Below are 19,067 nucleotides of genomic sequence, written 5' to 3' on the forward strand. Positions count from 1 at the left end.
GAAGATCGGCCAGCGAAAAACCTGCAATCACGCCGATCCCGGCCTGATCTCCCGCCAAGAGGAGGATGAGAAGCGGGGTCAGGGCGGCCTGACCCCGTCGGTCCTGTCGCGCTCTTGCGCGCAGGCCGTCCGGCTGTCGCGCTCTCTACGACGTAAGCCTGCGGCTTACGCTCGGGCGCTCTAGCTCTCATCCCCCATCTTGAGCGCGGCGATAAAGGCCTCCTGCGGGATGCTCACGTTCCCATATTCGCGCATCTTCGCCTTGCCCTTCTTCTGCTTCTCGAGGAGCTTGCGTTTGCGCGTGGCGTCGCCGCCATAGCATTTGGCGGTCACGTCCTTGCGCATCGCGCTGATCGTCTCGCGGGCGATGATCTTGCCGCCGATCGCGGCCTGCACCGGGATCTTGAACAGGTGCCTCGGGATGAGGTCCTTTAAGCGCTCGCACATGCCGCGCCCGCGCGCCTCGGCGGTCGAGCGGTGGACGATCATGCTGAGCGCGTCGACCGGCTCCTCGTTGACGAGGATGCTCATCTTCACGAGGTCGCCCTCGCGATTGCCGATCTGCTCGTAATCGAAGCTCGCATAGCCCTGGCTGATCGACTTCAGCCGGTCGTAGAAATCGAACACCACTTCGTTCAAGGGCAGTTCGTAGACCACCTGCGCGCGCCCGCCCACGTAAGTCAGGTCCTTCTGGATCCCGCGCCGGTCCTGGCACAGCTTGAGGATGCCGCCGAGATATTCGTCGGGGGTATAGATGGTCGCCTTGATCCACGGCTCCTCGATGCTCTCGATCCGGTTCACGTCGGGATAGTCCGCCGGATTGTGCAGCTCGATCGTCTGCGCATCCTCGGTCTTCGAGTGCGACAGGTGCATCGTGTAGACGACGCTCGGCGCGGTGGTGATGAGGTCGAGGTCATACTCGCGCGTCAGCCGCTCCTGGATGATCTCGAGGTGGAGGAGCCCGAGGAACCCGCAGCGGAAGCCGAACCCCAGCGCCGCCGAGGTTTCCATCTCGAAGCTGAAGCTCGCATCGTTGAGCCGCAGCTTGTGCAGGCTCTCGCGCAATTTCTCGAAGTCCGCCGCATCGACGGGGAAGAGCCCGCAGAACACCACCGGCTGCACTTCCTTGAACCCCGGCAGCGGCTTGTCGGTCGGGTTCTTGACCGTGGTGATCGTGTCGCCGACCGCGGTCTGGCTGACTTCCTTGATCTGCGCGGTGATGAAGCCGATCTCGCCCGCGCTCAATTCCTCGAGCTCGACCCGCTTGGGGGTGAAGCAGCCGACGCGGTCGATCAGGTGCTCGGTCCCCGCCTGCATGAACTTGATCTTCTGCCCGCGCTTCAAGCTGCCTTCCATCACGCGCACGAGGATGACGACCCCGAGATAGGGGTCGTACCAGCTGTCGACGAGCATCGCCTTCAAGGGCGCGTCGCGGTCGCCCTTGGGGTGCGGGATCTTGTCGACGATCGCCTGCAGGATGGCCTCGATGCCGATCCCCGACTTGGCGCTCGCCTCGACCGCGTCCGCGCTGTCGAGCCCGATCACTTCCTCGATCTCGAGCTTGACCTTCTCGGGGTCGGCGGCGGGCAGGTCGATCTTGTTGATCACCGGCACGATCTCATGGTCATGCTCGATCGACTGGTAAACGTTGGCGAGCGTCTGCGCCTCGACGCCCTGCGCGGCGTCGACCACCAGCAGCGCGCCTTCGCAGGCGGCGAGACTGCGCGAGACTTCATAGGCGAAGTCGACGTGCCCGGGCGTGTCCATGAGGTTGAGCTCATAGGTCTCGCCGTCGGCGGCCTGCCAGTTGAGGCGCACCGTCTGGCTCTTGATGGTGATCCCGCGCTCCTGCTCGATCTCCATATTGTCGAGCACCTGCTGCTTCATCTCGCGCTCGGAGAGGCCCCCCGTCACCTGGATGAGCCGGTCGGCAAGCGTCGACTTGCCATGGTCGATATGCGCGATGATGCTGAAATTGCGGATTTTTTCGAGGTCGGTCATGGGTTTCTTCAAGAAGGTTCGGGGCCGGGGGATGATCCACCGCCATCGTTGCAGGCCAGCTAGCAGCGATTGACGCGGCTGTCAGCACTTTCGGAACCGTCACGGCCCGCCGCTCGTCTGCCTTGGGACAACAGGGAGTTTGATGCGCATGGTTACGACGTCCGGATTGGAATCCACCGCCTCCAGCCTCGAGAACTGGACCCGCGCAGGCTATGTCGCGCGCGGGCTCATCTACATCCTGCTCGGCTATGTCGCGCTGAGCGCCGAGGCGCCGCGCAGCACCACCGACCTGTTCCAGACGGTCGAGGACCTGCCCGCCGGGCAGGTGCTGCTCGCGATCATCATGGTGGGCGCCTTCGGTTACGGGCTGTGGAAACTCTTCGATGCGGCCAAGAACCTCGAGGGGTTCGACGATGATGCCACCGGCAAGACCAAGCGCGTCTTCTACGTCATCGGCGGGCTCGGCTACTGGATCCTCGCGCTGCTCGCCGCGCGCACGCTGTTCAGCAGCACCCCGAGCGCCGGCGGCGGCACCGAAAAGGCCGCCGCGATGGCCCCCGACTGGCTGCTCTATGTCGCCGGGGCGGGGATCATCGTCGCCGGCCTCTACCAGTTCAAGAAGGGGCTGACGCGCGAGTTCCTCGAGGGGCTGTCCGCCAACGCCCCATCGTTCGTCGGCTGGTTCGGGCTGCTCGGCCATGTCGCGCGCGCCATCGTCTTCGTCACCTCGGGCTGGTTCGTCCTGCAGGCGGTCGGCGACAGCGACGAGGCCAAGGGGCTCGCCGCGGCGCTGACCAGCCTCAAGGACACGGGCACGCTGTTCACGCTGCTGTGCATCGGGCTCATCCTGTTCGGCATCTTCAGCCTCGTCGAGGCCCGCTACCGGATCATCCCCAACGAGGACCTGCGCCCCAACCGCTGAGGCGGAGCGGCTTACCGCCCCCCGTCCAAGCACCTCGCCCCCCTGCCGAAAGACAGGTTGCCGTGCCCACGCGTGCCGGGCATGACCATCGCGCATGCGTACAAATTTATTTTCCCGGAGACATTGATGGCCCGCCTTCCCAAGACCGCGCTGCTGCTCGCGAGCAGCTCGCTCCTCGCCGCCTGCACCGCGACCGCCCAGCCGCTGGCGAGCGCCGCCCCCGCCCCGGCGGCGAGTGCCGAGGCCGACCCGATCGCCGAGCTCGTCGAACAGGTCGCGATCCCGCACCAGAGCTTCCAGCTCGACAACGGCCTCACCGTCCTCGTCCACGAGGATCGCAAGGCCCCGATCGTGGCGGTGAGCGTGTGGTACAACGTCGGCTCGAAGGACGAGCCCGAAGGCAAGACCGGCTTTGCCCACCTGTTCGAGCACCTCATGTTCAACGGCTCGGAAAACCTGCCCGGTGACTATTTCGAATGGACCGAGCAGATCGGCGCCACTGCCTTGAACGGCACCACCTGGTTCGACCGCACCAACTATTTCCAGAACGTGCCGACGGGCGCGCTCGAACGCGCGCTGTTCATGGAAAGCGACCGCATGGGCTACCTGCTCGGCGCGGTGACGCAGGAAAAGCTCACCAACCAGATCGGGGTCGTCCAGAACGAGAAGCGGCAGGGCGACAACCAGCCCGGCGGGCTGGTCTATTACGAGGTCCTGAAAGCGCTCTTCCCCGAGGGCCATCCCTATCGCCACTCGACGATCGGCTCGATGGCCGACCTGTCCTCGGCGACGATGGGCGACGTGCAACAGTGGTTCATCGACAAATATGGCCCCAACAATGCCGTGCTCGTGCTGGCCGGCGACATCGACGCCGAGACCGCGCGCCCGCTGGTCGAGAAATATTTCGGGCAGATCGAACGCGGCCCGGTCAACACCCCCGCCGAGGCCGAGGTGCCCACGCTCGAGACGCCCAAGCGCATCGTCATGCGCGACCGCGTCCCCAACACGCGCATCACCAAATATTGGGCGGTGCCGGGGATCGCCAGCGAGGACCGCGAGGCGCTGACCATCGCCGCGCAGATCCTCGGCGGGCTCGCCTCGAGCCGGGTCGACGAGCAGATCGTCCGCGGCGAGGAAATCGCCAATTTCGCCTTCGCGGGCTATTCGCCCTTCCACCGTGTCGGCACCTTCCAACTGGGCGGCGAGGTGAAGAGCGGGATCGAGGCCAATGTCCTCGAAAGCCGGCTCCAGACCATCCTCACCGAGTTCGTGCTCGAGGGGCCGAGCGAGGAAGAGGTCGACCGCGCGGTCACCAACCTGCTCGCCGGGCAGGTTAAGGGGCTCGAACAGGTCGGCGGCTTCGGCGGCAAGGCCAATGCGCTGGCCGAGGGGCTGCTCTACAACGGCGACAGCAACGAATATGCCGAGGAACTCGCCAATTATGCCGCGCTGACCCCCGAGGACGTGCGCGCCGCCGCGGCGCGCTGGCTCGCGCGCCCCTCGGTCACCATCACGCTCGCACCGGGCGAGCGCGCCCCCTATGAGGAAGCCACCGCGCCCGCCGAAAGCGGCGGTCTCGAGGCGCGCGATTACACCCCGACGAAGCGCGAACTGCCCCCGATCGGGCAGACCGCGGCGCTCGACTTCCCCGACGTCAGCACCACCACGCTGTCGAACGGCGCGACCGTCTATTATGCGCAGCGCGACACCGTGCCGGTGACCAGCATCGTCGTCGAATTCGACGCCGGTCGCGCCGCCGATGCGAGCGACCAGCGGGGCCTGTCGTCGATGGTCGTGAGCCTGCTCGAGGAAGGCGCCGGCGGCATGGACGCGCAGTCGCTGGCCGAAGCGCAGGAATCGCTCGGCGCGTCGATCGCCTTCGGCAACGGGCTCGACGAGACCACCGCCAACATGAGCACCCTGTCGGCCAACCTAGCGCCCAGCCTCGACCTGTTCGGGACCATGCTGCGCGCTCCCGACTTCGAGGCCGGCGCGATCGAGCGCGTGCGCAGCCAGACGCTCGCCGCGCGCGCGCGCTCGCTGTCGAGCCCCAACGGGCTGATCGCCGACACGCTGCCGCTCATCATCTACGGGGAGGACGACCCCTATGGTGGCAGCCCGTTCGGGAGCGTCGCCGCGATCGAGGCGATCGACCGCGACGACCTCGTGGCCTTCCACGCCGCCTATCTGCGCCCCGACAACATGGAGATCTATGTCGTTTCGGACCTCGCGCTCGACGAGGTGACCGCGGCGCTCGAGGCCGAACTGGGCGATTGGCAGCCCCCCGCCACCCCGCGCGGCGAGAAGGCGTTCCCCGATCGGCCGACGCGTCCCGACCAGCCGAGCTACATCCTCGTCGATCGCCCGGACTCGCCGCAGTCGATCATCGCCGCGGCGCAGCTCCTGCCGGTCGACCCGACCGCCGACCTCGTCGACGTCAACGCCGCCAACGAGGCGCTCGGCGGCAGCTTCCTGAGCCGCATCAACATGGACCTGCGCGAGACCAAGGGCTGGTCCTACGGCGTGCGCGGCCGGGTGCAGCGCAACGATGCCGACGTGAGCTACCTGTTCACCGCGCCGGTCCAGGCCGATCGCACCGCCGATAGCATCCTCGCGCTGCAGCAACAGACGCGGGCCTTCCTCGGCGAGGACGGCGTGCGCGAGGAGGAACTGGTGCGCATCGTCAACTCGAACATCGCCTCGCTGCCAGGGCAGTTCGAAACCTCGGCGGCGGTCCTCCAGGGGATCCGCGCCAACGTCGACCTCGGCCGTCCGATGGACTATTACGAGACGCTCTCCGAGCGCTATCGCGGGCAGACCCGGACCAGCCTCGACAGTGCCATCCGCGGCATCCTCGACCCCGAGGACTTCCTGTGGGTGATCGTCGGCGACGCCGCGGTCGTCGGGCCGCAGCTCGATGCCGCCGGGATCGACTATGAGGTGCGCAAGGTCGACGCGGGGCAATAGCCCCGCGCGGTTCGCGCGCGACCGACGCCAGCGTGGGGCACGTCACCCGAGGCGGGTGACGTGCCCCATCTTGCGTCCGGGTCGGGCTTCCTTCTTGCCATAGACGTGGAGGTGCGCGCCGGGCTCGGCGAGCAGTTCCTCCCAGCGCTCGACGTCGCTGCCGATGAGATTGTCCATCGTCACGCGCGGGGCGACCAGCGCGGGATCGCCCAGCGGCAGCCCGGCGATGCAGCGCAGGTGCTGTTCGAACTGGCTGGTCTGCGAGCCCTCGATCGTCCAATGCCCCGAATTGTGGACGCGCGGCGCGATCTCATTGACGATCGGCCCCTCGGCGGTGGCGAAGAACTCGACCGCCATGACCCCGACATGGCCGAGCGCGCCGGCCAGCGCGCAGGCGATCTCGACGGCGCGCTCGACATGCTCGTCGACGCCCTCACCCGCGGGCACTTCGGAGCGGCGCAGGATGCCGCCGTCGTGGATATTGCGCGGCGCGTTCCAGACCGCGAGGGCATCATCGGCGCGGCGCGCCACGAGGATCGAGAATTCGGCCGTGAAATCGACCGCCGCCTCGGCGACCGCGGGCTCGCGCCCGATCGCTTCCCACGCGTCCGGCAGCTGGCTTTCCTCGCGCACCCACGCCTGCCCCTTGCCGTCATAGCCCAGCCGCCGCGACTTGAGGACCAGCGGGAAGCCGATTTCCTCGCCGAGCCCTTCGAGGTCGCCCGGCTCGCTGACCGGGCGCCAGTTGGCGACGGTGCCGCCATGTTCCTCGATGAAGCGTTTCTCGGCGGCCCGGTCCTGCGCGATGGCGAGGCTGCGGGTGCCCGGGTGCAGCTTGTCCCCCATCGCCTCGAGCGCGGCGACGGGAAGGTTCTCGAACTCGTAGGTGATGACGTCGCACTCGGCGGCGAAGGCAGCGAGCGCGTCGCGATTGGCATAGTCGGCGCAGACGTAGAGCGAGGCGGGCCCGCTCGCCGGGGGCGCCGGGTCGGGGGCATAGACGTGGGTCCGATAGCCCATCCGATGCGCGGCGAGGCAGAGCATGCGACCGAGCTGGCCGCCGCCGACGATGCCGATGGTTGACCCGGGCGGCAGGCTCATTGCGGCGCCTCCGCGACCTGGTCGGTCTGCGCCTGTCGCCAGTCGTCGAGGCGGCGGGCGAGCGCGGCATCGCTAGTCGCCAGCTGCGCGGCGGCGAACAAGGCGGCGTTTGCCGCCCCCGCCTCGCCGATGGCGAAGGTGGCGACGGGAACGCCCGCGGGCATCTGCACGATCGAATAGAGGCTGTCCTGCCCCGACAGCGCCTTCGAGCGCACCGGCACCCCGAGCACCGGGACCGGTGTCAGCGCCGCGACCATCCCGGGTAGGTGCGCCGCCCCGCCGGCGCCCGCGATGATCGCCTTGAGCCCGCGCGAGCGCGCCGCCTTCGCATAGTCGTAGAGCCGGTCGGGCGTGCGATGCGCCGAGACGATCCTGACTTCGTGGGCGATGTCGAGCGCCTCGAGGATCGCGGCGGCGCGCGCCATCGTCTCCCAGTCGGACTGGCTGCCCATGATGATACCGACGTCCACGCTCGTCCCCCCCGTGTTCGCGCCCCGATGGGGCCGGTTCGCCTCACTTAGGGCAGGTCGGCGGCCCGTGGCAACGGCTCACGCCTCGTCGAGGTACCGCCGGTCGCCCGCGACCATCGCACCGTCGAATTCGTAGAGGATCGGGCGCCCGGTCGGGATCTCGAGCCCGGTGATGTCCGCGTCCGAAATGCCCGACAGATGCTTGACCAGCGCGCGCAGGCTGTTGCCGTGCGCCGAGACGATCACCGTCTCGCCCTGTTCGAGGTGCGGGCGGATGGTGCTCTCGTAATAGGGCAGGACCCGCGCGATCGTGTCCTTGAGGCTCTCGGTCTCGGGCACATCGATCCCGGCATAGCGCGGATCGCCTTCCAGCCGATAGTCGTCGTCGGCGTCCTGCGGCGGCGGCGGCACGTCGAAGCTGCGGCGCCAGATATGCACCTGCTCGTCGCCCACCTTCTCGCGCATCTCCTGCTTGTTGCGCCCGGTCAGCGCGCCATAGTGGCGCTCGTTGAGGTGCCAGTCCTTGGTCACCGGGACCCACAGCCGCCCGAGCGCGTGGAGCGCGAGGTGGAGCGTGCGGATCGCGCGCGTCTGGACCGAGGTGAAGGCGTGGGTCGGCGCGATCCCCTTCTCGCGCATGACCCGCCCCGCGGCGCGCGCTTCCTCGATCCCCTTGTCGGTGAGGTCGACGTCCCACCAGCCGGTGAAGCGGTTCTCGAGGTTCCACTGCGACTGGCCGTGGCGGACGAGGATCAGCTTGGCGCCCATCTACTTGCCCTTCCGATAGGCGATCAGCTCGGGGAGCAGCTGGTTGAGGGTCGAAAGGCAGGCGTCGGCGAGATACTTGCACCGCTCGGTCGACCAGCCGTGGACCGGGTCGGGCAGGTCGTCATTGTCCTTGAACGGCATCTCGAGCGTCATCGACACCGCGCCGTAGCGCTCGGCCAGCTGGGTGGTCGACATCGACAGGTTCGCCTCGCCCGGCTTGGACACCTCATAGCCCTTCTCTTCCTGGAAGTCGGGCGAATTGGCGACCAGCGTCGCGCCGAACTTCTTGAACAGCCCGTATTGCGTCTCGTCGATGCTCGGGATGCCCTCGAACCCGGCGAGGAAGTTGGCGGGGATCGCCTCGTCGCCGTGGACGTCCATCGCGAAATCGACCCCGGTCTCGTCCATCCGGTTGCGCACGTAGAGCACTTCGGGGCTCTTCTCGGCGGTCGGGTTGTCCCATTCGCGGTTGAGGTTGGTGCCGACCGCATTGGTCCGGAGGTGCCCGCGCCGCGACCCGTCGGGGTTCATGTTGGGCACGATGTGGAAGGTGCAGTGCCGGCGCAGGTTGCGGCTGACCGGGTCGTCGGGGTCGGTGAGCTTCTCGAGCGCGCCTTCCATCCACCATTCGGCCTGGCTCTCGCCCGGGTGCTGGCGCGCGTACAGCCACACGGTCAGCTCGCCCTCGCCCAGCACCAGATAGTCGAGGTCCTGCCCGTCGATGGTCTTGCCGAGGCTGCGATATTCGACGTCGGGCAGCGAGGCGACGGTGGCGACGAGGTCGAGGTGCCGTTCCATCGAATAGGGCACGAAATAGGCGAGATAGACGCAGTCGGTGTCGGGCACGAGCCGGATCGTCAGCGTGCCGTCCTCGTAGCTGGTCGACTTGACCCGCGTCCATTCCTCGCGGTCGATGCTCATCAGCGCCTCGTAACCGGGCCAGCCGTCGACATAGGCGGCGCCCCCCGCGTTGGTGATCGCCAGTTCGACCTCGCGCCCGGCACCGCCGACCAGCTTGAAGTGGAACCACTGGTAGAAGTCCGACTGGTGGTCCTTGACGATCTCGAGTTCGAGGCGATCGCCGTGCTGGGCGACGAGGCGGATGTTGCCGCTGTCGAACGCGCTGGTGACGGATAGGGTCATGAGGATCTTTCGCTGAGGATTCGCTTGGGTTGGCGCCATCTCTAGAAGGGAGCGGGGCGAAGGAAAACCCCGTCTGTTGGGCCGCGCCGCCCGGCCGCTTATCGAAAAGCGTTCCGCTTTGACGGGCGAGCCCCTAGGCTGCCACGCCACAGTCTTCTCGGATGGAACGGACCTGCTCGTGACCGCTTACCGCTATCTTCTCGCCGCCGGCATGCTCGGCCTTGCCGCCCCGCTCGCCGCCCAGGCCCCCGCCGACCCGCCGCGCGCGCAGAGCGACGAGGTCCGCGCGCATGTCGAATTCCTCGCCGACGACCTGCTCGAGGGCCGGCGCTCGGGCACCCGCGGCTACGACCTCGCCGCCCTCTATGTCGCCAGCCGCTACCGCGCGATGGGGCTCGAGCCCGGCGCCCCCGACGGTCGCTGGTTCCAGGATGTCCCGTTCGTGCGCGCCGCCCCCGGCGAGACCGTGCTGACGGGCTATCGCGGCGATGAACCCGTCGCGCTCGGCCCCGACCGCGCCGCGCTGCGCCCGAGCCCGGCGGGCGAGGCGATCGCGCTCGATGCGCCGCTGGTGCTGGCCGGGCGCGGCATCTCCGAGCCGCTGCTCGGAGTCGACGACTATGCCGGGCTCGACGTGGCGGGCAAGATCGTGGTCGTCCTGCCCGGCACGGTGCCCGGCCAGGCCGGCGACATCAACGCGCATGTCGGCAGCATCAAGGCCGAGGTCGCCGCCGCCAAGGGCGCGCGCGGGATCCTCTACGTGCTCGCCGCCCCCGCGCCCCGCGCCAGCCGTTTCCTCGACTATATGCGGGGCAACGAGGTGGTCGACTTCATCGGCCCCGACGGACGCCCCAGCGGGTTGCCCGGCGCGCTCGAGTTCGAGGGCTATGTCACGCTCGAGGCCGCGAGCGCCTTGTTCGGGCTCGACCTCGCGCCGGTCGCCCGCGCCGCGGCGGCGGGCGGCGAGATTGCAATCCCGCACGCCCCCGAGGCACGGCTCACGGTCGACCATCGCTCGGTGCACGAGCATTTCACCAGCCCCAATGTCATCGCCCGGCTGCCGGGCAGCGACCCTCAGCTGGCGGGCGAAACGGTCATGATGACCGCGCACCTCGACCATGTCGGGATCAACCCCGAGGCGCGCGGCGAGGACAAGATCTTCAACGGCGCGCTCGACAATGCGGCGGGGATCGCCACCATGCTCGAGGCCGCGCGGCTGTTCACGCTGGGCGAGGCGGCGCCGCGGCGCAGCGTCACCTTCATCGCGCTCGCGGCCGAGGAAATGGGGCTGCTCGGCGCGGGCTATTATGCGGCGCAGCCGACGGTGCCGCTCGACGACATCGCCGCGGTGGTCAACCTCGACATGCCGGTGCCGCTCTACGACTTCACCGACGTCGTCGCCTTTGGCGCCGCCTATAACAGCGTCGCCGAGAAGGTGGCCGACGCCGGGGCCAGCCTCGGCATCAGCGTCTCGCCCGACCCGATGCCCGAGCAGAACATTTTCGTGCGCTCGGACCATTATGAATTCGCCAAGAAGGGGGTGCCCGCGATCCTCCTGTTCACCGGCTACGCCAACGGCGGCGAGGACGAGTGGAACGCCTTCTTCGCCGAGCGCTACCACAAGCCGGGGGACGACCTCAGCCAGCCGCTCGATTGGCGCGCGCTGGCGCGCTATGCCGACCTCAACTATCGTATCGCGCGGACGATCGCCGACGAGCCCGACGCGCCGCGCTGGTACGAGGGCACCTATTTCGGCGACCGATTCGACCCGGGCGGCGAGCGCGCGGCGCGTCCGGCCGCGCTTGACTCTGCCCCGGCGAGTCACTAGGTGGCCTCCAGACTTTTCGGCTCCCGAAAAACCCGTAACTTTCATTCAGGCAAGGTTTTGCGCCATGAAGATCCGTAACTCGTTGAAATCGCTCAAGTCGCGCCACCGCGATTGCCGGGTCATCCGCCGTCGCGGCCGGACCTATGTGATCAACAAGACCAACCGTCGCTTCAAGGCGCGCCAGGGCTAAGCCCGCCGGCGCCTGCCTCGGCAGGGTTGACCAGCATCAGACGCCTCCGAGCTTTCGGGGGCGTTTTTTGCTGTCCGTATGGGTCTTGGCTAGAGCGGACGCGCGAGGTGCGCCGCGAGCGCGCGCGCGTGGGTCAGCGCTTCGCCCAGCGCGCGCGGCCGAGAAAAGCGGAAGGTCGCACAGTCGCGCGCCAGCCGCATCGCCTGGCCGAAGCGGCGGTCGTCGTCGGCCAGTTCCTCGCCGATGGCGGGGCGGAACAGGTTGTCGAGCATGGTCATCGCCGCTTCCTGGCCGCGGATCGGCGCGACCGCGAAGTCGCCGACATCGATGCGGTAGAGCCGGGTCAGCCGGAACCGCTCCTCCCACGGCGCGCTGCGGTCGAGCGGCAGCTGGTACTTATCGATCGCCGGCGCGACGCGGGGCAGCCCGTCGAGCGAAATGCCGAGCGCGGCGGCGCCGTCGGGCCCCAGCTTGATGCGCGGGATCCCCGGCCTCACCCAGGCGCCCTGGTCGTAGAATTCGATCGCCAGCAGGTCATCGCACAGCGGCCGCAGCCCGACCTCGCGCAGGCTCGCCGCGAGCGTCGACTTGCCGACCCCGCTGTCGCCGAGGAGCGCCGCGGCTTCGCCGTTGCCGATCGCCACCGCATTGGCATGGAGCGTGAGAAACCACCGAGCCAAGCAGCCAGACCCGGATCATCGCCTCGGGGGTCTCGCGCGGGGCGACGATCTCGACCGCGCGCCCCTCACGCACGCGATAGCGGATCCCGTGCAGCTCGAAGGCGACCGTGCCGTCGGGCTCGAGCCGCCAGTCGGTCAGCGTGTCAGGGGCAAGCGCGGCATCGCGCCGCAGCGTGATGGTGACGTCGGGCGCGCCGTCGGCGGCGAACAGCTCGGGCAGCGCGAGCGTGCTGGCAAGGCGCAGCCCTAACGCGCCATCCGCGGCTGGGCGCGGCGATTGCCGTGGAAGACCGAATGTTTCGTGCAGGCGATCGCCGCATGCGCATGCTCGAGCGGCGCGAGCGCGACGTCGTGCTGCACTACGGGACCCGTCGCGGCGCCGACGGGCTCGAGGCGCATGTCTGGGTGAGTTCGGGCGAGCTGCCGGTGGTCGGGCATCGCAACGCCGACGAGTTCGTCGAGATCGCGCGCTTTCCGCCCGCCGCGCGCGCCTAGGGCTCGTTCGACCCCGGCTCGACCTCGCCCAGTTGGGGGGTGTTCTGGCCCTCGCTGTCGGCCCGGCTGATCTCGCACGCGGGCAACCCTTGCTCGGCGACATCGACGCAATTGCGCACCTGCGCCGAATCGTCGGCGCCGATGAAGATCGCCCAGTCGCGCCCGTCGTCGCAGCTCGCGGTCCACATCATCAAATTCTCATAGTCGGCGACATAGCCCGAGCGCGTGACCCGCTCGCACCGCAGCCCCGAGGCCCGGATCGCGCGCTTGAGCGCGATGTCGCGATTGACCGGCGACAGCTCGAACATCCGGGTCTGCGCCTCGCTGCGCACCGTGATCTCGCTGTCCTCGACCGTGCTGGTCTCGCCGCAACCGACGAGGAGCGCGGCGGCGCCGAGCAGCGGCGCCAGCTGGCGGGCGATCAAGACCATTCCTCCGCCTCCGGCGGATGCTCGCTTTCCTGCTCATAGTCCTCGGCCAGCGTGTTGAGCGCGCGGCGGATGACCGGGTCGGCGCTGGTCTGGGCCATGGTCCGAAGCTCGGACGGGGAAAGGCGGGGCTTTTCGTCCATCTCCATGCTCGGGGCAATGCGCCACCGCGGGAAAAGTTTCGCGGCCCGCGCCCGGCGGTGCGATCACGCCCTTGCGCTTTTGCGCGCCGCTGCCAAGGTGACGGTCCTCGCAGCCGACCCGGAGTAGCCCCATGTTCGTAGCCGCCTTCAGCCTCCTCGCCCTGCTGGGCGCGCAGCAAGCCGACCCGAGCGTCGCCGGGCTCACCCCCGGCGAGGTGGTCGACGCCGCCCCCGCCGCGGCCTGGCGCCCGGTCGACCCCGATCACCTGCTGCTGGTCGACCTCGCCGACGCGCGGCGGGTGGCGATCGAACTCAACCGCGGCTTCGCGCCCGTGCATGTTGCCAATATCCAGGCGATGGCGCGCGCGGGCTACTGGACCGGGGGAGCGAGCGTCTATCGCGTACAGGACAATTACGTCGTGCAGTGGGGCCACCGCGACGACCAGCCCGCCTTGCCCGCGGGGGTCACCGCCACCCCGCCGGCCGAATATGTCCGCCCGGTCGAGGGGCTGGCGGTGCGCGGCTTCGGGCTGCGCGACAGCTATGCCACCGCGGTCGGCTTCGTCGACAGCTGGCCGGTCGCGCTCTATGCCGATGGCAGCGCCAGCCTCACCCATTGCTACGGCACCGTGGGGGTCGGGCGGAACATGAGCCCCGATACCGGCACCGGCGAGGAGCTCTACGCGGTGATCGGCCACGCCCCGCGCCACCTCGACCGCAACATCGCGATCGTCGGGCGGGTGATCGACGGCATGGCGCATTTCAGCGCGCTGCCGCGCGGCAGCGAAGTGCTCGGCATGTATCCCAAAGGCGAGGTGGCGGCGCCGATCGCGAGCGTTCGCCTCGCGAGCATGTTGCCGCCCGACGCGCGCCCGGCCTACGAGGTGCTGCGCTCGGACAGCGAGACCTTCGCGCGCTATGTCGCGGTGCGCGCCAACCGCGACGACGCCTTCTACGACGTCTCCGCGGGCGGGGTCGATGTGTGCAACGTGCAGGTCCCCGTCCGCCCCGCGGTGGCGCGGCCCGACCTCAAGGCGGGGGATGGCTCGCCGGGCGGGCGCGGCGCCTAGGCCGGCGGCGCGCGGGTCAGGGTCGCGCGGCGCGCGCGGTCGCGGTCGCGGCGCTCAGGCGGCCCAGACGTCGCTGTGGGTCGAGGGCTTCGGGCGATGGGTCTGGACGATCGCCGCCGGGCCATGATCGAGGATCGAACCCTCGAGCGGCAGCGCGGTCGCGCAAAAGGCACATTCGGCCGAGGTCCGACCGACCAGCCAATGGGTGCGGCCGCAGCCCGGGCAATGGTTGATCTCGGCCTCGCGATAGACGGCATAATAGCCGCGTCCCTGCGATCGCGACGGACTACCGTAAACCAATTCCTGGCGCATCTGGGGTTGGCTCATCAGGTCTTCCTTTCAACCCGCTTCAACGCCCGCCTCCCCCAAGTGGTTGCCCCCGTCTTGAATTAGGACGGATGCGCGGTCGGCTCAGTGCGCGCGCAGCGCGGCGCTGGGGCTGCGCGTCAGCGCGGGCCGCACCGCCGCCATCGCGCTGCCGATTGCCACCGCCACCGTGGCCAGCGCCAGCCCCGCGATCGCGGTCGCATCGGGCCGGAAGGCGATTTCGAAGCGGTCGGTAGCGACGAACCACGCGACCCCCAGCCCGGCGCCGATCGCGAGCAGGACGGCGGCGGCCACGAGGATCGCGAATTCGACCAGCTGGGTCCCGAGGAGCTGGCGGCGACGCGCCCCGACGAGGCGGAGCAGCACGAGATCGCGCGCCCGCGCCGCGCGCGTGGCGAGCACCGAGCCGGTCAGCACCACCACCCCGATCAGGATCGCGAGCAGGGTGGCGATGCGCACCGCCGCGTCGAGCGCGGTCAGCACCGAGCGGACGTCCTCGAGCACGCCCGAGACCGAGATCGTGCTCGCGGTCGGGAAGACCGCCGCGAGCCGCGCCTCGAAGCCGGGGGGGATCGCCGCCCCCTGCGGCTCGATCGTCGCCATCAGCACGTGCGGCGCGCGTTCGAGCGTGCCGGGCGCGAAGACGATGCCGAAGTTGAACCCGAAGCTGCGCCAGTCGACCTCGCGCAGCGAGGCGATGGCCGCGGTGACCTCGCGCCCCGCGATCGACAGGGTCAGCGTGTCGCCGACCTCGAGCTGGAGATCGCGCGCCGCCTCTTCCTCGAGGCTGACCAGCGGCGGGCCCGCATAATCCTCGGCCCACCACGCGCCCGCGCTGACCCGGTTGCCCTCGGGCACCTGCGCCGCATAGGTCAGCCCGCGATCGCCGCTGGTGAGCCAGCTGCGCCGCTCCTCGGGCAATTCGTCGACCGCGATGCCGTCGACCGCGCTGATCGACCCGCGCAGCGAGGGCACGACGCGCAGCCGCGCGCTCGGGATCTCGCGCGCCACCAGCGCTTCGAGTTGGGGCCCGGCATCGCGCGGCAGGTCGGTGATGAAGTGCGAGGGCGCGCGGTCGGGGATCGCCCCGTCGAGTTCGCCGAGCAGGCTCTGGCTGGTCGCCGCCAGCGCGACGAGGATCGACAGGCCGAGCCCGAGCGCGACGGTGAGCGCGCGGGTCGCGTTGCCCGGCCGGTGGAGCGCGGCCACCCCCAGCCGCGCGATCGGCCCGCCGCGCCCCTTGGCGCCGCGCGCGGCGCGCTGGACCAGCCAGCCCAGCAGCCAGAACAGGAGCGAGAGGCCGACCAGCGCGGCGATCGCCAGCGCCGCGAGCTGGAGGTTGTCCGAGCCCAGCAGCAGCAGCGCCACCGCGACCAGCGCGGCCAGCGTGGGCACGATCCAGTCGCTGCGCTTGCCGCGCAGCCCGCCGCTACCCGCATCGGCGCGCAGCAGCGCCTTGGGCGCGGTGCGCAGCGCGCCGACGAGCGGTCGCCAGGCGACCATCAGCGTGACCGCCACCGCGATCCCCCCCGCGAGCAGCAGCGCGCCCCAGTGCGGACCGGTGTCGGGCGCGACCGGGAAGCGGTCGGCGAGCAGGTCCTCGAGCAGCGGCGGGACCGCCGCGCCGATGGCGAGCGCGGGGAGCAGCGCGAGCAGCACCGCCGCCGCGATCTCGAGCCCCAGCATCGCGGCGAGGTCGCGCCGCTGCGCGCCGACCAGCTTGAGCCGCGCCACCGCCGCCTGCCGCGAGGTCGCGAAGGCGCGCATCGCCGCGCCGATGCCGAGCGCGCCGATCCCGAGCGCGGCGATCGCCACCACCAGCAGCATGTCGCCGGCGAGCCCGACGAAGCGCTGGGTGCCGCGGCTCGCCCCCTCGCGGGTGGTCGCCTCCCAGCCGATCGGCTCGAGCGCGTCGAGGAGTCGCTCCTCGGCGCCGTCGAGCGCCGCCGGGTCGTCGAGCGCGATCCGATATTGATAGTCGACGAGGCTCCCCGGCACGACCAGCCCGCTGCGCGCCAGCCCCTCGGGGGTGAGCAGCGCGGGCGGGGCGAACAGGAAGGTGCCGCCCGGCATGCGGTCGATCAGCCCGACCACCGCATAGTCGGCGTTGCCGAGCCCGGTGCGGTCGCCGAGCTCGAGCCCGAGCTGGCGCGCCACCGCGCGCCCCAGCGCGATCTCGTCCCCGCGCTCGGGGCGCCTGCCCGCCAGCGCGATCTCGCCTGCGAGCGGGAACGCCGCGTCGACCCCGCGAAGGTCGACCAGCGCGATGTCGCTGCCCTGGCGCAGCATGGCGCGCGTCGCCACCCCTTCGCTGACGGTCCCGAGCGCGGCCATCGCCTCGCGCTCGGCATCGCTCGCGGGGCGCTGCGCCTGGCTGACCAGCAGGTCGCCCCCCAGCAGCGCGCGCCCGTTGGCGTCGATCGCGCTGTTCATCGCCGCGACGAGGCTGAGCACGGCGGCCAGCCCCGCGATCGACAGCAGGAGGCAGGCAAACAGCAGCCCGAGCCCCGCGCGCCCCCCCTTGAGATCGCGCCGCGCCAGCTGCCAGCCGATCATTCGACGAGCGTCCCGTCGCGCATCTGCGCGACCCGCCCGCAGCGGTCGGCGAGCGTCGGGTCGTGGGTGATGATCACCAGCCCCGCGCCGCGGGTGGCCGCGCGCTCGAACAACAGATCGGCGATCCCCGCCCCGGTCTTGCTGTCGAGATTGCCCGTCGGCTCGTCGGCGAGGAGGAGGTCGGGGCCGGGGGCGGTGGCGCGCGCGATCGCGACGCGCTGCTGCTCGCCCCCCGACAATTCGCTCGGATAATGCGCGAGCCGGTCGGCCAGCCCGACCCGGTCGAGCTCGGCCTCGGCGCGCGCGAAGGCGTCGGCGGCGCCGGCCAGCTCGAGCGGGACCGCGACATTCTCGCGCGCGGACATCGTCGGCAGCAGCTGGAAGTCCTGCAGCACGATCCCGATGCGCTCGCCGCGTAGCCGCGCGAGCCCATCCTCGTCGAGCCCGCCGAGCGCCTCCCCGGCCACCGCGACCTCGCCCCGGTCGGGGCGCTCGAGCCCCGCCATCACGCTGAGCAGCGAGCTCTTGCCCGAGCCGGAGGGGCCGAGGATCGCAAGCGTCTCGCCGGGGGCCAGCCGCAGATCGACCCCCTTGAGGATGTCGACCCGCGCGGCGCCGTGGCCGAGCGAGAGATGGATGTCGCGAAGATCGATCAGGGACTGGGTCATGGCATCCTTGGCTAGGGGGGGGCCGGTGGCTTGGCAATCGGTGGCTTGCTAATCGATGGGTTGGCAATTGCGGTTTGCCGCGCGCCGCGCTAGCCGACCCAAAGACCATGGCCCGGATGCTGCTCTTCCTCGCGCTTCTCTTCGCCCCGCTTTCTGCGAGCGGGGCGCAGCCGCCGACGAGCGAATCGCGCGCGATCCACCTCCTCGCCTTCGGCGACAGCCTGACCGCCGGCTACGGCCTCGACGCGGGGCTCGGCTTCGCGCCCCAGCTCGAGGACGCGCTGCGGCGCGAGGGGATCGCCGCCAGCGTCACCGACGCGGGGGTCTCGGGCGACACCAGCGCTGCCGGGCGCGAACGGCTCGAATGGACGCTCGACAGCCTCGAGTCGCGGCCCGATGTCGCGATCCTCGAACTGGGGGGCAACGACATGCTGCGCGCGCTCGACCCCGCGGTGACCGAGGCCAACCTCGCGGCGATGATCGAGGCTTTCGCGGCGCGCGACATCGCGGTCGTCCTTGCCGCGGTGCCCGCCGCGCGCAACTACGATCCCGCCTATGTTGCCGCCTTCGAGGCCATCTATCCGCGGCTCGGCGAGCGCTACGGGGTGCCCGTCATTCCCTTCGTCCCCGCCGACGCCGATCGCGCGGGGTTGCTGCTCCCCGACGGGGTGCATCCCAATTTCGAGGGGGTGAAGGCGATCGTCTCGGCGATGGTGCCGCGGCTGCTCGGGCTGCCCGCGCTCGCGGCGCTCGCCGACTAGCGCTCGAGACCGACGAGGTCGGCGAGGTCGACGGGCTCGAAGAATTCGGCGCCGAGCCGGTCGCCCGCGACCCACTTGATCATCGCGCTGGCGCGGTCGCGGCCCGGGATGATCAGCCAGATGCGCGTGCCGGTGTCGAACTCGTGCCCGGGCACCTCGGCGGAAAAGCCGTGCGCCGAGACGTTGACGAGTCGGGCTTCGGTGCCCTCCGCCCCCATTTCGCGCACCTGCGCGTCGACCTCGACCGGCTGGCGCCGCGAACGACGCCGCTCGACCGCCGGATCAACTTCCGCGATTCGCGCTTCGACCATGAGGAAAAGTCCGTCCTTTCTGCCCGCCCGAGGCGGCCGACTGCGCCCCATATAGGCACGAAATGGCACGATAGGAAAATTTTCTCGCGGCCCGCGCCGCAAGCGCGCTCACGCGGGGCGGCCGCGCGCCCGCGCGAATCGCTTTGCACCGCCGTTCAGCTTCTATAAGGTCGAGCCTTGGTAAGCGGGGGAAAGAAGGCGGCATGTGGGGTGCCGCCAACCCCTTGCGAACAGCAGG

19 protein-coding genes are annotated in these 19,067 nt (G+C 70.0%); 8 read left to right on the forward strand and 11 right to left on the reverse strand.

Annotated features, from left to right (window positions below):
- Positions 1–180 precede the first annotated feature (180 nt).
- On the reverse strand, positions 181–2,001 hold the full coding sequence (gene lepA / locus L8951_RS04050; protein WP_244381737.1) for a translation elongation factor 4: 1,821 nt from the start codon (positions 1,999–2,001) through the stop codon (positions 181–183).
- A 148-nt stretch (positions 2,002–2,149) separates the two neighbouring features.
- Here lepA and L8951_RS04055 point away from each other — a divergent pair, with 148 nt between their 5' ends.
- On the forward strand, positions 2,150–2,923 hold the full coding sequence (locus L8951_RS04055; RefSeq protein WP_244381738.1) for a DUF1206 domain-containing protein: 774 nt from the start codon (positions 2,150–2,152) through the stop codon (positions 2,921–2,923).
- A 126-nt stretch (positions 2,924–3,049) separates the two neighbouring features.
- The gene (locus L8951_RS04060; RefSeq protein ID WP_244381739.1) at positions 3,050–5,890 is read left to right on the forward strand and encodes a M16 family metallopeptidase; all 2,841 of its coding nucleotides are present in this window, start codon (positions 3,050–3,052) and stop codon (positions 5,888–5,890) included.
- A gap of 42 nt (positions 5,891–5,932) precedes the next feature.
- Here the strand turns inward: L8951_RS04060 and L8951_RS04065 are convergent, their stop codons facing one another.
- The 4 genes from L8951_RS04065 to L8951_RS04080 all read right to left on the reverse strand — a co-directional run bounded on the left by L8951_RS04065 (position 5,933) and on the right by L8951_RS04080 (position 9,372).
- A complete protein-coding gene (locus L8951_RS04065; protein ID WP_244381740.1) occupies positions 5,933–6,991 on the reverse strand; it encodes a 5-(carboxyamino)imidazole ribonucleotide synthase in 1,059 nt (352 codons plus the stop codon).
- Complete coding sequence (gene purE, locus L8951_RS04070; protein ID WP_244383181.1) at positions 6,988–7,443, reverse strand: 5-(carboxyamino)imidazole ribonucleotide mutase; 456 nt, start codon at positions 7,441–7,443, stop codon at positions 6,988–6,990. The genes L8951_RS04065 and purE overlap by 4 nt, the downstream gene beginning before the upstream one ends.
- 96 nt (positions 7,444–7,539) lie before the next feature.
- Positions 7,540–8,229 (reverse strand): 2,3-diphosphoglycerate-dependent phosphoglycerate mutase, encoded by a 690-nt coding sequence (gpmA, locus tag L8951_RS04075; protein ID WP_244381741.1) that lies wholly within the window; start codon positions 8,227–8,229, stop codon positions 7,540–7,542.
- Positions 8,230–9,372, reverse strand: coding sequence for a M14 family metallopeptidase (locus L8951_RS04080; RefSeq protein ID WP_244381742.1), 1,143 nt, complete (start codon positions 9,370–9,372; stop codon positions 8,230–8,232).
- Between the two features lie 178 nt (positions 9,373–9,550).
- Here L8951_RS04080 and L8951_RS11610 point away from each other — a divergent pair, with 178 nt between their 5' ends.
- Positions 9,551–11,200, forward strand: coding sequence for a M28 family peptidase (locus L8951_RS11610; protein WP_244381743.1), 1,650 nt, complete (start codon positions 9,551–9,553; stop codon positions 11,198–11,200).
- 64 nt (positions 11,201–11,264) lie between these two features.
- Positions 11,265–11,390 (forward strand): type B 50S ribosomal protein L36, encoded by a 126-nt coding sequence (gene ykgO, locus L8951_RS04090; RefSeq protein WP_006833921.1) that lies wholly within the window; start codon positions 11,265–11,267, stop codon positions 11,388–11,390.
- An 89-nt stretch (positions 11,391–11,479) separates the two neighbouring features.
- Here ykgO and L8951_RS04095 read toward each other — a convergent pair whose 3' ends face one another.
- A complete protein-coding gene (locus L8951_RS04095) occupies positions 11,480–12,070 on the reverse strand; it encodes a hypothetical protein (protein WP_244381744.1) in 591 nt (196 codons plus the stop codon).
- Between the two features lie 88 nt (positions 12,071–12,158).
- On the opposite strand from L8951_RS04095, the gene L8951_RS04100 reads away from it, so the two are divergent.
- Both L8951_RS04100 and L8951_RS04105 read left to right on the forward strand, forming a co-directional pair.
- Positions 12,159–12,320, forward strand: a complete 162-nt coding sequence (locus tag L8951_RS04100) for a hypothetical protein (RefSeq protein WP_244381745.1) — start codon at positions 12,159–12,161, stop codon at positions 12,318–12,320.
- 44 nt (positions 12,321–12,364) lie between these two features.
- A complete protein-coding gene (locus L8951_RS04105) occupies positions 12,365–12,565 on the forward strand; it encodes a lasso peptide biosynthesis protein (protein WP_244381746.1) in 201 nt (66 codons plus the stop codon).
- On the opposite strand, the gene L8951_RS04110 is transcribed toward L8951_RS04105, so the two are convergent.
- Positions 12,562–12,996, reverse strand: a complete 435-nt coding sequence (locus L8951_RS04110; RefSeq protein ID WP_244381747.1) for a hypothetical protein — start codon at positions 12,994–12,996, stop codon at positions 12,562–12,564. The genes L8951_RS04105 and L8951_RS04110 overlap by 4 nt on opposite strands.
- A gap of 271 nt (positions 12,997–13,267) precedes the next feature.
- On the opposite strand from L8951_RS04110, the gene L8951_RS04115 reads away from it, so the two are divergent.
- Positions 13,268–14,206 (forward strand): peptidylprolyl isomerase, encoded by a 939-nt coding sequence (locus L8951_RS04115; protein WP_244381748.1) that lies wholly within the window; start codon positions 13,268–13,270, stop codon positions 14,204–14,206.
- Between the two features lie 54 nt (positions 14,207–14,260).
- Here the strand turns inward: L8951_RS04115 and L8951_RS04120 are convergent, their stop codons facing one another.
- From L8951_RS04120 to L8951_RS04130, 3 genes are all read right to left on the reverse strand, one after another.
- Positions 14,261–14,533 carry a hypothetical protein gene (locus L8951_RS04120; protein WP_244381749.1) on the reverse strand — a complete coding sequence of 91 codons (273 nt, stop codon included), beginning with the start codon at positions 14,531–14,533 and terminating at the stop codon, positions 14,261–14,263.
- A gap of 84 nt (positions 14,534–14,617) precedes the next feature.
- Positions 14,618–17,089: an ABC transporter permease gene (locus L8951_RS04125; RefSeq protein WP_244381750.1), complete on the reverse strand. Its 2,472-nt coding sequence runs from the start codon at positions 17,087–17,089 to the stop codon at positions 14,618–14,620.
- The gene (locus L8951_RS04130; protein WP_244381751.1) at positions 17,086–17,757 is read right to left on the reverse strand and encodes an ABC transporter ATP-binding protein; all 672 of its coding nucleotides are present in this window, start codon (positions 17,755–17,757) and stop codon (positions 17,086–17,088) included. Before L8951_RS04130 ends, L8951_RS04125 begins: the two co-directional genes overlap by 4 nt.
- Positions 17,758–17,864: 107 nt before the next feature.
- Here L8951_RS04130 and L8951_RS04135 point away from each other — a divergent pair, with 107 nt between their 5' ends.
- A complete protein-coding gene (locus L8951_RS04135; protein WP_244381752.1) occupies positions 17,865–18,518 on the forward strand; it encodes an arylesterase in 654 nt (217 codons plus the stop codon).
- Here L8951_RS04135 and L8951_RS04140 read toward each other — a convergent pair.
- The gene (locus L8951_RS04140; protein ID WP_244381753.1) at positions 18,515–18,829 is read right to left on the reverse strand and encodes a PilZ domain-containing protein; all 315 of its coding nucleotides are present in this window, start codon (positions 18,827–18,829) and stop codon (positions 18,515–18,517) included. The genes L8951_RS04135 and L8951_RS04140 overlap by 4 nt on opposite strands.
- Positions 18,830–19,067 lie beyond the last annotated feature (238 nt).

The organism is Sphingomicrobium astaxanthinifaciens (assembly GCF_022865105.1).
Classification (GTDB): domain Bacteria; phylum Pseudomonadota; class Alphaproteobacteria; order Sphingomonadales; family Sphingomonadaceae; genus Sphingomicrobium; species Sphingomicrobium astaxanthinifaciens.

Excerpts from the sequence above, each read along its gene's own strand:
- lepA (WP_244381737.1), bottom strand. The coding sequence starts at position 2,001 with ATGACCGACCTCGAAAAAATCCGCAATTTCAGCATCATCGCGCATATC.
- L8951_RS04055 (WP_244381738.1), top strand. The coding sequence starts at position 2,150 with ATGGTTACGACGTCCGGATTGGAATCCACCGCCTCCAGCCTCGAGAAC.
- L8951_RS04060 (WP_244381739.1), top strand. The coding sequence starts at position 3,050 with ATGGCCCGCCTTCCCAAGACCGCGCTGCTGCTCGCGAGCAGCTCGCTC.
- L8951_RS04065 (WP_244381740.1), bottom strand. The coding sequence starts at position 6,991 with ATGAGCCTGCCGCCCGGGTCAACCATCGGCATCGTCGGCGGCGGCCAG.
- purE (WP_244383181.1), bottom strand. The coding sequence starts at position 7,443 with ATGGGCAGCCAGTCCGACTGGGAGACGATGGCGCGCGCCGCCGCGATC.
- gpmA (WP_244381741.1), bottom strand. The coding sequence starts at position 8,229 with ATGGGCGCCAAGCTGATCCTCGTCCGCCACGGCCAGTCGCAGTGGAAC.
- L8951_RS04080 (WP_244381742.1), bottom strand. The coding sequence starts at position 9,372 with ATGACCCTATCCGTCACCAGCGCGTTCGACAGCGGCAACATCCGCCTC.
- ykgO (WP_006833921.1), top strand. The coding sequence starts at position 11,265 with ATGAAGATCCGTAACTCGTTGAAATCGCTCAAGTCGCGCCACCGCGAT.
- L8951_RS04105 (WP_244381746.1), top strand. The coding sequence starts at position 12,365 with ATGTTTCGTGCAGGCGATCGCCGCATGCGCATGCTCGAGCGGCGCGAG.
- L8951_RS04110 (WP_244381747.1), bottom strand. The coding sequence starts at position 12,996 with ATGGTCTTGATCGCCCGCCAGCTGGCGCCGCTGCTCGGCGCCGCCGCG.
- L8951_RS04115 (WP_244381748.1), top strand. The coding sequence starts at position 13,268 with ATGTTCGTAGCCGCCTTCAGCCTCCTCGCCCTGCTGGGCGCGCAGCAA.
- L8951_RS04120 (WP_244381749.1), bottom strand. The coding sequence starts at position 14,533 with ATGAGCCAACCCCAGATGCGCCAGGAATTGGTTTACGGTAGTCCGTCG.
- L8951_RS04125 (WP_244381750.1), bottom strand. The coding sequence starts at position 17,089 with ATGATCGGCTGGCAGCTGGCGCGGCGCGATCTCAAGGGGGGGCGCGCG.
- L8951_RS04130 (WP_244381751.1), bottom strand. The coding sequence starts at position 17,757 with ATGACCCAGTCCCTGATCGATCTTCGCGACATCCATCTCTCGCTCGGC.
- L8951_RS04135 (WP_244381752.1), top strand. The coding sequence starts at position 17,865 with ATGGCCCGGATGCTGCTCTTCCTCGCGCTTCTCTTCGCCCCGCTTTCT.
- L8951_RS04140 (WP_244381753.1), bottom strand. The coding sequence starts at position 18,829 with ATGGTCGAAGCGCGAATCGCGGAAGTTGATCCGGCGGTCGAGCGGCGT.